At 60.4% G+C, this 13,540-nt stretch carries 14 protein-coding genes; 12 read left to right on the top strand and 2 right to left on the bottom strand.

Annotated elements, in window-relative coordinates:
- The first annotated feature begins 251 nt into the window (after positions 1 to 251).
- The 7 genes from ABWV23_RS07100 to ABWV23_RS07070 are packed head-to-tail and all read left to right on the top strand — an operon-like array spanning position 252 to position 6,075.
- Positions 252 to 1,130, top strand: coding sequence for a MurR/RpiR family transcriptional regulator (locus ABWV23_RS07100; protein ID WP_353346393.1), 879 nt, complete (start codon positions 252 to 254; stop codon positions 1,128 to 1,130).
- A 30-nt stretch (positions 1,131 to 1,160) separates the two neighbouring features.
- Positions 1,161 to 1,937 (top strand): ABC transporter substrate-binding protein, encoded by a 777-nt coding sequence (locus ABWV23_RS07095; protein ID WP_353346391.1) that lies wholly within the window; start codon positions 1,161 to 1,163, stop codon positions 1,935 to 1,937.
- A 33-nt stretch (positions 1,938 to 1,970) separates the two neighbouring features.
- The gene (locus ABWV23_RS07090) at positions 1,971 to 2,678 is read left to right on the top strand and encodes an ABC transporter permease (RefSeq protein ID WP_353346389.1); all 708 of its coding nucleotides are present in this window, start codon (positions 1,971 to 1,973) and stop codon (positions 2,676 to 2,678) included.
- Between the two features lies 1 nt (position 2,679).
- On the top strand, positions 2,680 to 3,414 hold the full coding sequence (locus ABWV23_RS07085; protein WP_353346387.1) for an ABC transporter permease: 735 nt from the start codon (positions 2,680 to 2,682) through the stop codon (positions 3,412 to 3,414).
- Positions 3,411 to 4,169: an ABC transporter ATP-binding protein gene (locus ABWV23_RS07080; RefSeq protein ID WP_353346385.1), complete on the top strand. Its 759-nt coding sequence runs from the start codon at positions 3,411 to 3,413 to the stop codon at positions 4,167 to 4,169. The genes ABWV23_RS07085 and ABWV23_RS07080 overlap by 4 nt, the downstream gene beginning before the upstream one ends.
- Before the next feature lie 26 nt (positions 4,170 to 4,195).
- Positions 4,196 to 5,347, top strand: a complete 1,152-nt coding sequence (gene menC / locus ABWV23_RS07075) for an o-succinylbenzoate synthase (protein WP_353346383.1) — start codon at positions 4,196 to 4,198, stop codon at positions 5,345 to 5,347.
- Positions 5,344 to 6,075, top strand: coding sequence for a GNAT family N-acetyltransferase (locus ABWV23_RS07070; protein ID WP_353346381.1), 732 nt, complete (start codon positions 5,344 to 5,346; stop codon positions 6,073 to 6,075). The genes menC and ABWV23_RS07070 overlap by 4 nt, the downstream gene beginning before the upstream one ends.
- A gap of 233 nt (positions 6,076 to 6,308) precedes the next feature.
- Here the strand turns inward: ABWV23_RS07070 and ABWV23_RS07065 are convergent, their stop codons facing one another.
- Both ABWV23_RS07065 and ABWV23_RS07060 read right to left on the bottom strand, forming a co-directional pair.
- Positions 6,309 to 7,133, bottom strand: a complete 825-nt coding sequence (locus ABWV23_RS07065) for a sulfite exporter TauE/SafE family protein (RefSeq protein ID WP_353346379.1) — start codon at positions 7,131 to 7,133, stop codon at positions 6,309 to 6,311.
- A gap of 18 nt (positions 7,134 to 7,151) precedes the next feature.
- A complete protein-coding gene (locus ABWV23_RS07060) occupies positions 7,152 to 7,814 on the bottom strand; it encodes a GntR family transcriptional regulator (protein ID WP_353346377.1) in 663 nt (220 codons plus the stop codon).
- A gap of 216 nt (positions 7,815 to 8,030) precedes the next feature.
- On the opposite strand from ABWV23_RS07060, the gene ABWV23_RS07055 reads away from it, so the two are divergent.
- From ABWV23_RS07055 to ABWV23_RS07035, 5 genes are read left to right on the top strand one after another with little or no spacing between them, the layout of a single operon-like run.
- Complete coding sequence (locus tag ABWV23_RS07055) at positions 8,031 to 9,635, top strand: ABC transporter substrate-binding protein (RefSeq protein WP_353346375.1); 1,605 nt, start codon at positions 8,031 to 8,033, stop codon at positions 9,633 to 9,635.
- The gene (locus ABWV23_RS07050) at positions 9,635 to 10,585 is read left to right on the top strand and encodes an ABC transporter permease (protein ID WP_353346373.1); all 951 of its coding nucleotides are present in this window, start codon (positions 9,635 to 9,637) and stop codon (positions 10,583 to 10,585) included. Before ABWV23_RS07055 ends, ABWV23_RS07050 begins: the two co-directional genes overlap by 1 nt.
- Positions 10,582 to 11,481, top strand: coding sequence for an ABC transporter permease (locus tag ABWV23_RS07045; RefSeq protein ID WP_353346372.1), 900 nt, complete (start codon positions 10,582 to 10,584; stop codon positions 11,479 to 11,481). Before ABWV23_RS07050 ends, ABWV23_RS07045 begins: the two co-directional genes overlap by 4 nt.
- A complete protein-coding gene (locus tag ABWV23_RS07040) occupies positions 11,478 to 12,464 on the top strand; it encodes an ABC transporter ATP-binding protein (RefSeq protein WP_353346370.1) in 987 nt (328 codons plus the stop codon). Before ABWV23_RS07045 ends, ABWV23_RS07040 begins: the two co-directional genes overlap by 4 nt.
- On the top strand, positions 12,461 to 13,465 hold the full coding sequence (locus ABWV23_RS07035; protein WP_353346368.1) for an oligopeptide/dipeptide ABC transporter ATP-binding protein: 1,005 nt from the start codon (positions 12,461 to 12,463) through the stop codon (positions 13,463 to 13,465). The genes ABWV23_RS07040 and ABWV23_RS07035 overlap by 4 nt, the downstream gene beginning before the upstream one ends.
- The last annotated feature ends 75 nt before the right edge of the window (positions 13,466 to 13,540 follow it).

Here is a 13,540-nt window from a genome sequence, read left to right as displayed (position 1 = left end):
TGGGCTTGCGCGACGGTTGCGGCTGTATCCAGGCGAATTGAACGGCCAACGACCAACACTCTTTGGATGGCAGGCATGTGCCACCCCAACCTTTCGCACTGTGAAGGCGGACGGGTCCGGTTGCTCGCGCGGGGTTGCACCTTATTTGAGCGGTGCAGCTCAAAATGACAGCTTTATAAAATAAATTGACTATATGAAATTAAACTTGCAAATTATCCCGGAGTTCAATCCCTGATGCAGGTTTCTCCAACGTGCCAGCTCCTGTCCGTAACAGACTTTCCCATGCCCTCGAAAACGGCTCCAAGGCTGACAAGGCCATTGCGAACTACATGTTGAGCACATTGGCGGAGGTCCCTTTCGAGACCGCCGCCAGCATCGCCGACAAGGTCGGGGTCAGCGAGGCCACCGTCGGCCGTTTCTGTCGCAACAACGGCTACGCGAGTTTCAAGGATCTCAAAGAGCATCTGAAAGGGGATCTGGGCGACCTTCCCTGGTTGGTCAGTGACCGGCTGAAAGATCTGCGCGAAACCGCGCGCGAGGACGAAAGCCACCTGTCGCGGGGGATGGATCTGGAAATCGCGGCGGTCGTGCGGATCTATGAATATGCGCGGACCCCTGAATGGCAGGATGTCGTCACGCGGCTGGCCCGAAAGCAAAGCGTCTACGTGGCCGGGTTCCAGACCGAACGTGGTTTGGCGCAGTATTTCGCCAACCAGATGCAATATCTGCGCGATCAGGTGATCCTGATTGATCTGGCTGCGGGCAATTTCGCCGAGGTGCTGGCCTCGGACCGCGACGCCTGCCTGTTGATCTTCGAAGCCCGCCGCTATTCGCGGCTTGCCAGGCTGTTGGCACGCGAGGCGAAGGAGGCCGGAATTCCGGTGACCTTGGTCACCGACCTGTTCTGCGACTGGGGCCGCGACCTCGCCGACGAGGTCTTTGCCGTGCCGACCCAGTTCAACCAGTTCTGGGATTCCACGGCACAGATGGCGAGCCTGACCAATCTGCTCATCAATGGCGTGTTCATGGAACTGGGCCCACTGGTCGAACAGCGCTTGAACCGGGTTGCAGAGCTTTACGGTCGCTTCACGGGCCACGTCGGCGATCCCGTCGCCACCATCGAAAAATAGCCGAGTATTGGGAACAACAGGAGTACCCCCATGAAACTGAAAACGAAAGTTGCCTTAGTCCTGGCCGCCGCTACGATGGCAGCCAATGCAGCCTTGGCAGAGGGGTTGCGGCTGGGCACCGAAGGTGCCTACCCCCCGTTCAACTACATCGAGTCCAACGGCGAGATCGCAGGCTTCGATGTGGAGATCGGGCTGGAACTGTGCAAGCGCATCGGCGAGGAATGCGAAGTGGTGGCGCAGGATTGGGATGGGATCATTCCCGGGCTTCTGGCCAACAAGTATGACTTCATCATCGCTTCGATGTTCATCACCGACGAGCGCAAGAAGCAGGTCGATTTCACCGACCCCTACTATCTGGCCGCCATGACCCATGTTGCCCCGAAAGGCGCGGGTTACACGGAATTCACGAACGAGACGCTTGCCGACAAGGTCATCGGCGCGCAATCCGGCACCACCCAGGCCGACTACATCGAAGCCGTCTATCCCGATGCCGATATCCGCCTCTATCCGACCCAGGACGAGGTGAACCTCGACATGGCCTCGGGCCGCCTCGACCTGCAGGTCGGTGACATGCTGCCGATGCTGGACTGGACCACCAAGAGCGATGATGGCAGCTGCTGTGAACTGGCGGGAGAGCCGATCACCGATCCGGCCTTCGTTGGCGATGGCGTCGGCATTGCCGTGCGCCAGGAGGATGACGACCTGCGAGAAAAGCTGAACGCCGCCCTGGCCGAGATCCGCGCCGATGGCACCTACAAGGCGATCAACGACAAGTATTTCGACATCGACGTCTACACGATGAAGTAATCGAAATCTCCCTCCGGCCTGAAAGTATCATCCATGTTTGAACTGCTGTCATATGGCGATGCCGGTTGGGGGGACGAAATCCTGCAGGGGCTGGCGATCACGGTACAACTGGCGATCGTGACGCTGCCCGTGGGGTTGTGCCTGGGGTTCCTCGCCGCCTTTGCGTCGATGTCCAGGCTTCTGCCGCTGCGATACCTGGGGTTTGGCTACACCACCATAATGCGCGGCCTCCCCGAGATCCTGACGCTCTTTGTGGTGTACAACGGCGTCGGCCTCCTGATGAATGCGGTGTTGCGGTGGTGGGCGCCAGATGCCTCTCCTACCGATTTCAGCCCCTTTGCGGCGGGAGTCGTGGCGCTTGCCATGGTGTTCGGCGCCTTTGCCGGCGAGGTGTTGCGCGGCGCGTTCCAATCGCTCGACCTGGGCCAGGTCGAAGCCGGGCGGGCGGTCGGAATGAACGATCGTCAAATCTTCCTGCGCATCCAGTTGCCGCAACTATGGCGCTTCGCGTTGCCCGGGTTGGGCAACCTCTGGATCAACATGCTGAAGGACACGGCGCTGGTCTCGGTCATCGCGCTGGATGACCTGATGCGCATGACAAAGGTCGCCGTCGGCGTGACCAAGCAACCCTTCACCTTCTACTTGCTGGCCTGCCTGATTTACTGGGTGATGTGCGTCCTGTCCGAACTGGTGCTGGCCCGGTTGGAACATCGCGCCAATCGCGGCATCCGGAGGGCATGAGATGAACCCGTTCGAAATCCTCGCTCAGTACTGGCCCCGGCTGATGGATGGCACGCTGATGACCATCAAGCTGACGCTGCTAGGGGCGTTTATCGCGGCGCTGGTGTCACCGGGGCTGGCGTTGATCCGCGTCCATGCGTTGCCGATCGCACAGGCCCCGCTCCGGCTCTATATCTCGTTCGTGCGCGGCTCGCCGATCCTGGCACAGCTCTTCCTGATCTTCTATGGCTCGGGCCAGTTTCGGCCGGTTTTGCAGGAATGGGGGCTGTGGAGCTTTTTCCGTGACCCGTTCAACTGTGCGCTTCTGGCTTTTGCGCTCAACTCGACGGCCTATCAGACCGAGATCCTGCGCGGCGGCATCATCGGCGTTCCGCGTGGCGAGATCGAAGCCGCCAGAGCGATCGGGATGAGCCGGCAGAAGGTGCTGCGCCGGGTGGTGTTTCCGCATGCCTACCGCATGTCCTGGCCGGCACTGGGCAACGAGGTGATCCTGCTGATGAAGGCCAGCGCGCTGGCCAGCGTGGTCACCGTCTTCGATCTGATGGGGCGCAGCCGCCAGATCTTTTCCAGGACTTTCGACTTCTCGGTCTATCTCTGGGCCGCGCTGATCTATCTGTGCATCACGGCGATCTTCGTCCTGCTCTGGCGGCAGGCGGAACGCCGTCTCAGCCGCCATATCACCGCCCGGGACAAGTCCCACGGCACCGTCCCCCCCTTGAAGGAGACCCGGCCATGACCCAGCGGGACATCATCGTGCAAGCCGATGACATCCACAAATCCTTTGGCACCGTCGAGGTTCTCAAGGGGATATCACTCCAGGCGAAGACCCATGACGTGATCTCGATCCTGGGGTCGTCGGGCTCGGGCAAATCAACCTTCCTGCGCTGCCTCAATTTCCTGGAAACGCCGACGTCGGGCACCGTCACGGTGCATGGCGAGGAAATCATGGTGAAGAACGGCAAGCCGCAGAATGCCCGGCACATGGAAACCATCCGGGCACGGCTGGGCATGGTGTTTCAGCAGTTCAACCTGTGGACCCATCGGACAAGCCTGGAAAACGTGATGGAAGGCCCGATTCAGGTCAAACGCGAAACAAGGGCCGAAGCCCGTGACAAGGCGGAAGCTTACCTGCAACGTGTCGGGCTGGAGGACCGGATGCACATGTATCCCTCGCAGCTTTCCGGCGGACAGCAGCAGCGTGTGGCGATCGCCCGCGCCCTGGCGATGGAACCCGAAGCGATCCTCTTCGACGAGCCCACCTCGGCCCTCGACCCTGAACTGGTGGGCGAGGTGCTGAAGGTGATGAAGGACCTTGCCGCCGAGGGGCGCACGATGATCGTCGTCACCCACGAGATGGGGTTTGCGCGCGAGGTGTCCTCGGAGGTGGTCTTTCTGAACGAAGGTCGCATCGCCGAACAGGGATCACCCGGAGAGATGTTCACAGACCCCAAGACCGACGAATTCCGCCGTTTCATTGCCAAGGCAATGTGACCCCAGCCCCCAACCAGGTTTCAGATATGACCATCAAAGACTCCACGATCCCCACCCGCCTTCGGCCTGGGGTCCGCATCGAAAGCGCCGAGTTGCGCATTGTCAGCCTGCCACTGCTGACGCCTTTCGTGATTTCGACCGGCACCATGACCGCCAGGGTCTTTCCGCTGCTTGTGCTGAAGGGCGAGGGCATCGAAGGCGTGGCCGAAGCGGTGATGGACCCGGCGCCGGATTACCTCGAGGAGACCATTCCCGGCGCGATGGCCTTCCTGCGCGACGTCCTGTTGCCGCAGATTGTCGGAAAGCGGTTCGACTCGCCCTATGATCTGCAGCCGATCCTGTCACCTTGGCGGGGCAACCGCATGGCCAAGGCGGTGGTGGAGATGGCGTTCTGGGATCTCTGGGCCAAAAGTCTGAATATCCCGCTGAAAGCGGCGCTGGGCGGCACGGGCGATCATGTCGATGTGGGTGTGAGCCTGGGGATCGCTCCGGTGGAAACCACGTTGGAGCGGGTCGGCGCCGCAGTCGAGCAGGGATACAAGCGCACCAAGCTGAAGATCGCGCAGGGGCATGACGTCCGGATTGTCGAAGCGGTGCGGGCGGAATTTCCCGACATCAAGCTGACCGTCGACGCCAACACCGATTACGGGATGGCGGACCTGCCGGTGCTCCAGTCGCTGGACGCCTTTGCGCTGGATTATATCGAACAGCCGCTGGGCTATGACGACATCCACGATCATGCCAAGATACAGAGGTCTCTGAAGACCGCGATCTGTCTCGACGAAAGCATTCGCAGCGCCCGCGACGCGCGCAAGGCACTGGAAAGCGATGCCGCGCGGGTCATCAACATCAAGGTCGGCCGGGTTGGTGGTTTTTCCGAAGCGCGCGCCATCCATGATACCTGCGCCGCGTTTGATGTTCCGGTCTGGTGTGGCGGGATGCTGGAGAGCGGCATCGGCCGGGCGCACAACATCCACCTTGCGACGCTCGCCAATTTCACCAAGCCCGGTGACACCTCGAGTGCCAGCCGATATTTCGCGCGGGATATCACCAACGAACCGCTCGAAGCGTTGAACGGCGAAATGCCGGTTCCCGCCAATGGTCCGGGCATCGGAGTGACCCTTGACCGGGACTACCTCGCCTCGGTCACGGTTCACGCCGAGGAGGTTACCGCATGACCAGGTTGGACACGGGCGTGGTCCTACGCGAACTGGATGGCGTGGCCGAACTGAAGCACGCGGAGCAATTCCAGAAGCTGGTATGGGGCGAGGACGACCCGTCCGATAATTCCGACCTGATGCTTGCGATCCAGCATGAAGGCGGCCTCGTCGCCGGGGCTTTCGAGGATGGGCGGATGCTTGGATTCCTGTTCGGATTTCCCACCAGTCAGCCGCACGTCCAGCACTCTCACCGGCTTGCCGTGCATCCTGACAGCCGTGGCTTGGGATTGGGGGAGAGGTTGAAATGGTTTCAGCGCGACTGGTGCCTGAAGCGCGGCATCACCCTTGTCCGCTGGACGTTTGACCCGCTGCGCCGAATAAACGCAGGGCTGAACATTGCGCGCCTGGGCGGATCTGCCGAGACCTACTACGAGGACTATTATGGTGAAATGCCGGGAATCAACGCCGGTGTGCCCTCGGACCGCCTGCTGGTCGACTGGGACCTCACGGCACCCCGCGTCGTCTCTCTGGCGCAAGGCAGTCAGACCCGCCAGCCGAACCCGACAGAAGATGGCTTGCGGGTGGAGATCCCCAGGGATCTGGACAACCTGCTGGCATCGGACCCCGCCAGGGCAGTTTCCGAGCGGCTCCGCGTGCGAAAGGCAGTGACTTCGGCCTTCGCCAAAGGGCATAAAATCACCGGATTTGATGCAAGAACGTGTTGCTACCTGTTTGGGCCGCGTTGAAAAATCGCGGAGTGGACTGCTTCCCGTTCTTTGGGCCGTCAATCCGCACGCAATCTTGGCTCTGACGCAGATTTGTTGCAGTTCTGGCATGGCCAACGCCGTTTGTCTCGGAGGTTTCCGATCGCTGGCACGTCTTGGAACGTGGAGGGGACCGTGGCCGCAGTGCGGCCGCGTAACCGACCGGCTCACGGACATGGTGCGGAATGCTCGCGAAGGCGATCTGGCCCCAAAGTTCAGCCGACAATCGCCTTGCGGAGCATGTTCAGGGCCACGAGGATCAAGAATGCTCCAAACGCCCGCTTAAGCGGCGCGGGGTTCATCGCATGGGCCAATTTCACGCCCAGGGGCGTCGTCAGCAGCGTCATGGCGATCACCACCAGAAATGACGGAATGTTCACTGCACCCACGGTCAGGGGCGGGCGCGAACCTGGCTCGATGTTCAGGAACAAAAAGCCGACAGCCGAAGGCCCGGCAATCAAAATGCCAAACCCGGCCGCAGTCGCGACCGCTCGGTGGATGGGTACATTGTGAAGGTTCATCAACGGCACGCCGAAACTGCCTCCACCAATGCCCATAAGGGCCGACAAAAAGCCCACCATGGGCGAGTAGAAATACTTCCTGCTTCCGCTCGGCATCGCTTCAGCAATGCGCCAGCTGCTCCTGCCCAATGCCATGTAGGCCCCAACGATTAATGCCAGTACGCCAAAGATCATTTGCAGAGTGACAGAACGCAGCGACGAAACCATCAGCACGCCTGCGATCGAGCCCAGAACAATACCTGGACCCCAGCCTTTGAGAATCTCCCAGTCGACCGCACCTTTGCGGTTGTGGCTGATCACCGACCGCAAGGACGTCACGATGATCGTGGCAAGCGAGGTCGCCAGACAGACCTGCATCACCTGCGGGCCGTCGTATCCCAGAATATGGAAGGTAAAGAAGAAGGCCGGCACCAGAACGATACCGCCCCCCACACCCAACAAACCCGCGAGCACTCCTGCCCCACCGCCAATGACGACAAGGAACAACAATAGCTCAAACGTCAGGGTCAGGTCGGGCATGGGATACTCCTGTAACTTTTAGAATTTGGGGGCGCGTTGTTCCGGCGCACGCCGGGCGAGGATGTCGGACAAAACAATGAAGGATGAGGCGACGTGGCTGCACATTTTCCGCCGGGTTGTATCGGCGTCCTGCGACAGGATCGCCTGAGTGATGCCACGATGCTCAACGCGCGAGGATTCCAGGCGTCGACTGTCTTCACGAAAATTCGCGGCGCGCCAAGCAAGTGTGCGCAGGTTCAACTCGTCCAACGTGGCGGCCAGGATCGAATTTCGAGCGCCTGATTTGATGATTTCGTGAAAGCGGCTATTGATTTCACTGTAAGTGGCAGGATCGTCGCAGGCATCGCCCTCATCCAAAACCGTCTCCAGTTTGCGCCGCTCGATCTCACTCATCCTTTTCGCGGCAAGCGCTGCAAGCGTGCTCTCGATCTCGCCTGTCGCTTCAAACAGTTCTGCCAGATCTTCAGGTGCCATGCGCCGTACCACAAAGGCGCGACGCGCCCCTCGCTCGGCAAGGCGTGCCTGCTCCAGCCGGTGCAACGCTTCTCTTACCGGGGTGCGCGACACCCCGAACTGCTCAGCGAGCGTCTGCTCTACCAATGGCTCACCCGGCACCATCTGGCCGGCCATGATCGCATCGATCAAGGTTTCAAAAATACTATCTGCCGCACGAATAGCCATTGTTCATCCAGTCTTCCCGCTTGGTGCACTTTTAGCTTTCAATTGTATACATCTCACTGCAACCTGAATTTACAAACTCATCGAATGAAGTGGAGGATTCGATGAAAAATGCCTCGAAACCGGTCGGGGCGCGCGAGTTGGGAGGGAACCCACCGCGTAGAAACTCGGATCGAACTGAAAATTGGGAGGAGATGATGCCAACAGGGAAGACCAGAAATGACCAAACTCGACCACAAGAAAGTCCTCGCCGAACGCCTGTCAGCGCGCTTCGGGCGTAGAGCTGTCCTGAAGGGCCTCGGTGCCGGGATCGTAACAGCCGCAACCGGAAGCATGCCCTCTCTTGCCCGCGCCCAGCAAAGCGGACACATCAAGATCGCTTCGATCAAGGTGATCGACACGCTGGATCCTCACTTCACCGGATTCCTCTCCTCGATCCAGATCATCAACAACATCCACAATGGCCTTCTGAAGATTGCCTATGATGGTGAGAACGTCACCTTCGAACCCGATCTGGCCGAAAGCTGGGATCTTGAGGATGACAAGACCCATGTCTTCAAGCTGCGCGATGGCGTGAAATTCCACGACGGCACGCCCTGCGACGCAGAAGCAGTCAAGTTTTCGTTGCTGCGCGTCAAGGAAGGTCAGCCCAAGTCACCTCACGCCTGGAAACTGGCGCTTCTGGAGCGCATCGAAGTCGTCGATCCGCTTACGGTCAAACTGGTTTTCTCACAGCCCTATGCCTTCCTGCCGGTCGCGTTGAACGGCTCAACAGGGCGCGCAGGCACGATCGTCAGCCCCGCCGCCGTGCAGAAATACGGCACCGACTATGGCCGCAACCCCGTGGGAACCGGGCCTTTCAAGTTCGTTTCCTGGAAGGAGAACGACTCCATCGAGCTTGAGGCCAACCCCGACTATTTCGAACCGGGTCTGCCGAAACTCGAACGCGCAACTTTCGTTCTCATGAACGAAGCCTCGACCGCGCTTGCGGCGCTGATGTCGGGGCAGATCGACGGCATGACGGACTGCCCGATGCAGCTGGTCAATCAGATCGAAGCTTTCCCGAACGCAACGCTCTATGGCGAAATCGAAGGCAACTACACCTTTGTCGGCATGAACTGCAAACGCAGCCCCTTTGACGACATCAATCTGCGGCGTGCCGTGGCTTGGGCGCTTGATCGCGATACGATCGTGAAACAGGCCTATTTCGGACGTGCACAACAGGCGTACACCCCCATTTCGCCCCCCATGACCGATTTCTTCGATCCCGACATCGCGACCAGCGGGCGCGGCCAATGGTATGATCTCGACAAGGCCAAGGCGTTCCGCGCGAAAGCCGCAAACCAAGGTGAAATCGAAGCCGTCTACATGATGGCCGAGCGCGGCCCCGTCGGCACCCGTATCGCCCAGACGGTCGCGCCCATGTTGGCCGAAATCGGCATCAAGGCAAAGCTGGAGCTGGTCGAGCCCGCAACATGGGTCAAGCGCCGCAACGGGTCCGACTTTGATCTCTATGATTTCGAGTGGGTGGCCGACCTCGACCCGGACGAGACCTTGTACCCCGAGTTCAAGTCAGACGGCGCATGGAATTTCGGTGGCTGGGTCAACACCGATTTCGACGATCTTTGTGCTCAGGCGCAGGTCGAACTCGATCCGGCGGCCCGGCGCGCGCTTTACTACAAGGCTGAAGACCTGCTGATGGATGAGGCCGGCATTGCGGTCATGGCGCATATGCCGATCTACAAGGTGTTTTCGAACAAGGTTAAGGGCTTCAAATACATCCCCGCGGACCTGGTAAACCTGCACAGCGTGAGCCTCGGCTAATGCTCTTGCAGGCACTGGGAAAGATCGCGCAGACGCTCGTTGTCTTGTTTTTCGTCTCGGTGGCCAGCTTCGGACTTCTGAAGCTGGCGCCCGGCGATCCGATTCAAATCATGCTCGGGTCGGAATATTCGCAGGAGAGCTACGACTCGCTCAAAACCGAACTCGGACTCGACCAGCCCTTTCTCGTGCAATACGCGGATTGGGCCGGGCGGTTCATACAAGGCGATTGGGGGACATCCTATGTCGCACGCGCGGAAATCTTTACCTATGCCTTTAAGGAGGCGCTGCCCGTCACCTTGACGCTCGCCTCCTTTTCCCTTGCCTTCGCGATCTTGATCGGCGTGCCACTTGGCGTGCTGTCCGCAATCAAGAAGGACACAATTTTTGACGCCGGTTCTGCGGTGCTTGCCCTGACGGGCACCGCCTTTCCTTCCTTCCTGCTGGGGATCCTGCTGATCTGGTTCTTCGCGGTGAAACTCCAGCTTTTCCCTGTCATGGGCTATGTCTCTCCCTGGGAGAATTTCTGGTTGGGCATCTATCACATGATCTTGCCCGGATTGACTCTCTCCACCTATTTCATCGCCATGATCACGCGTCTGACCCGTGCGACACTGATCGAGGTCATGGAGCAACCCTACATCACGGCCGCTCGCGCCCGTGGTGAGCCGAGCTGGCGCGTCGTCTGGGTCCATGGCGTGCGCAATATCGCGATGCCGCTGGTCACCATCCTTGGCCTGCAACTGGGCGTTCTCCTTCAGGGCACAGTGTTCACCGAAACCGTCTTCAACCTGCCCGGCATCGGTCAGATGCTGACCTCGGCAGTCCTGGGGCGCGAATACCTTGTGGTACAGGCCGGTGTCATGATGACAGCCGCGCTGTTTATCGGGGTGAACCTGCTTGTCGATCTGTCTTATCCCTTCCTCGATCCACGGCTGAGGGCCCGCAAATGAGCATGCACACCCCCGAGGCCCCTGCAACGCTGTCCCCGCCTGTACCGCTCGACACGGCAAAGAGATCCCGCCGGTCGGTCTTTGTGCGTCGTCCGTTCTTCACGATCGCCGTGATCGTCACCGTGGCCTACCTGGTGGCAGCGCTCTTTGCGCCGCAGGTCGCCCCGTTTGATCCCGTGACGCAGGATTTCAACGTCATGATGCAACCGCCAACGGCCGCGCATCTGTTCGGGACAGACAGCTACGGGCAGGACATTCTTTCGCGGGTCATCTATGGCGCGCGGTTCGCATTGATCATTGGCATCTTCGCCGTCTTGATCGGGGCGGCGGGCGGTCTTGTGATAGGGCTTGCCGCGGGGTTGTCCGGTGGGGCATCGGAATGGGCCTTGATGCGCCTTATCGATGCGATCCTCGCGCTTCCTTCGCTTATCCTCGCCGTGGCATTCATCGCAATTCTCGGGCAAGGCGTCGACAAGGTGGTGATCGCCGTCGGGCTGTCGATGATCGGCCCCTTTGCACGGACCGTGCGCAGCGACGTCCTGCAGGTTCGCGTCCAGCTTTTCATCGAGGCGGCGCAACTCATGTCCATCCCCTACCTGCGCGTGGTTTGGCGCCACGTGTTGCCGAACGTCATTTTCCCGCTGGCCGTACAGGTGACAATCCGCATTTCCGAGGCGATCCTTGTCTCGTCTTCGCTCTCGTTTCTCGGCATCGGGGTGACCCCCCCGACGCCTGACTGGGGGCTGATGATTGCCGAAGGGCGCGACTTTGTCAGCTTCGCCCCCTGGATGTCCGCCATGCCCGGCTTTGCGCTGGCGCTTCTTCTGATCGCGCTCACCATCGTCGGTGATGGCATCCGTGAGGAGTTCGACCCCAAACTTCGGAAAGACTCATGACAGATCGCACGGCAGACACGGCGCAGCGCCCCGTCCTTACCCTTCGGGATCTGACGGTTCATCGCGGCGCGGCCAAGATCCTCGATCGGGTGAACTTGTCGCTCGGGCAAGGCGAAACACTGGCTCTGGTGGGCGAAAGCGGCGCGGGAAAGTCGACGATCGCCGTGGCAATCATGCGGTTGCTCGGCAATGCCAAGGTCGCCGGCGCAATAGAGCTTGCCGGCGAAGGTGATCTTCTTGCACTGACGGAACGTCAGATGGTCAAGCTTCGGGGTCAGCGTCTCTCCATGATCTTTCAAGACGCAGGCGCCGCCCTGAACCCGTCTTATACCGTTGGCCGTCAACTCAGCACGACCCTGCGGCGTACACAGGGATTGTCCAGGGAAGAAGCCCGCGAAAGGGCGGTCGAGCTATTCACCTCTGTTGGAATAAATGACCCAGAAGGGCGTATGTCAGCCTTTCCCCACCAGCTTTCGGGTGGAATGCAGCAGCGCGTGATGGTCGCCATTTCCTTGGCGGGCAGCCCTGATCTCCTGCTCGCGGACGAGCCGACCTCGGCGCTTGATGTCACGATCCAGGCCCAGATCGTCCGCCTGATCCTGACCTTGACCCGCGCGCGCGGTGCGAGCTGCATTTTCGTCCTGCATGATCTCGCGCTTGCCAGTCAGTCCTGTGATCGGATCGCAGTGCTTTATGCGGGACAGGTTGTCGAAAGCGGTCCGGCACATGATGTGCTGGAGCATCATCGCCACCCATACACCCAGCAGCTCAAATCCTGCGTGCTCGAGATTGGTACAAAGACCCTGACCGCCCCCGAGGGCACAGTGCCGTCACATGCCCAGATGCCGCGCGGATGCCGATTTGCCACGCGCTGCCCACGCGCGCTGACCCGGTGTGCGGGTGAGGCTCCGCCCCTCGTGCCATTGCGCGCGAATGCGGCCGGTCCGCTTGATCACCACATTGCTTGTTGGAATCCCGAATGACCAAGCCCCCCCAAGCGCCGAACGCGCCGGTCCAACCGATCTTCGAGTTGATCGAGGTCGAACAGGTTTTCGAGGTTCCCAAACCCGGACGCCCTCTGTTCAGTCGCGAGACGGTGGGCCTTCGGGCCCTGGATGGTGTTCGGCTCAGTATTCGCAAGGGCACGTCTCTGGCGATCGTAGGGGAAAGTGGTTCAGGAAAATCCACTCTGCTGCGTGTGCTGCTCGGCCTCGACAAGCCGAGCGGTGGTCGCGCGCTCTATCGCGGCAAACCAATCGGTGAGGCCCGTGCCCGAGGCACCGACTTTGCCCGTGACGTGGCAATGGTCTATCAAGACGCACGCGGATCGCTGGACCCGCGCATGACGATCGGGGCGATCATCGCAGAGCCACTGCGCCATTTCAACATTGTCCCGCCCGAGGGTGAAACTGCGCGCATCGCCCATTTGCTGGATCGGGTCGGCCTTCCCGCGGACGCCGCCGGGCGTTTTCCATCGGGCCTGTCTGGTGGCCAGGTGCGCCGCGTGGCAATTGCCCGCGCGCTGGCCTCGGAACCCTCGGTTCTGGTCGCGGATGAGGCGGTCTCGGGCCTTGACGTCTCAACGCAGGCACAGCTCTTGACGCTGTTGCAATCGTTGCAGCGTGACATGGGATTGACGCTGGCCTTCATTACGCATGACCTTGGCGTTGCGAGCTATCTCTGTGAAGAAATCGCCATCATGTATCTGGGTCGCATCGTCGAAAACGGGCCGACTGATGCCGTGCTCAAGGCACCTGCACATCCCTATTCGGCGGCCCTGCGCGCCGCTGCACCACAGTTTTTCGAACCGCTATCCCGACCGCTGCCCGGCGAGATACCAAGCCCACTTGATCTGCCAAAAGGGTGCCGGTTCTCGACCCGTTGCCCGGCGGCACAGGCAGATTGCCAAACAAAGGATCCGCAACTCGGCAAACTTGGCTCTCGGCGGGCCGTGGCTTGCATCCACCCGATCACTCACGCCTGATTCATATTCCGCACAACACCAGATGGCCTCGCCCCCGTTCGGAGCCTTCAATCCACACCCAACAGGACGACTGAC

Origin of the sequence: Aquicoccus sp. SU-CL01552, from assembly GCF_040365005.1 — a bacterium.
In the GTDB taxonomy this organism is placed as follows: domain Bacteria; phylum Pseudomonadota; class Alphaproteobacteria; order Rhodobacterales; family Rhodobacteraceae; genus Antarcticimicrobium.
Note: the sequence above shows the minus strand (reverse complement) of the source record. Positions and strands in the feature narration are given on the sequence as shown.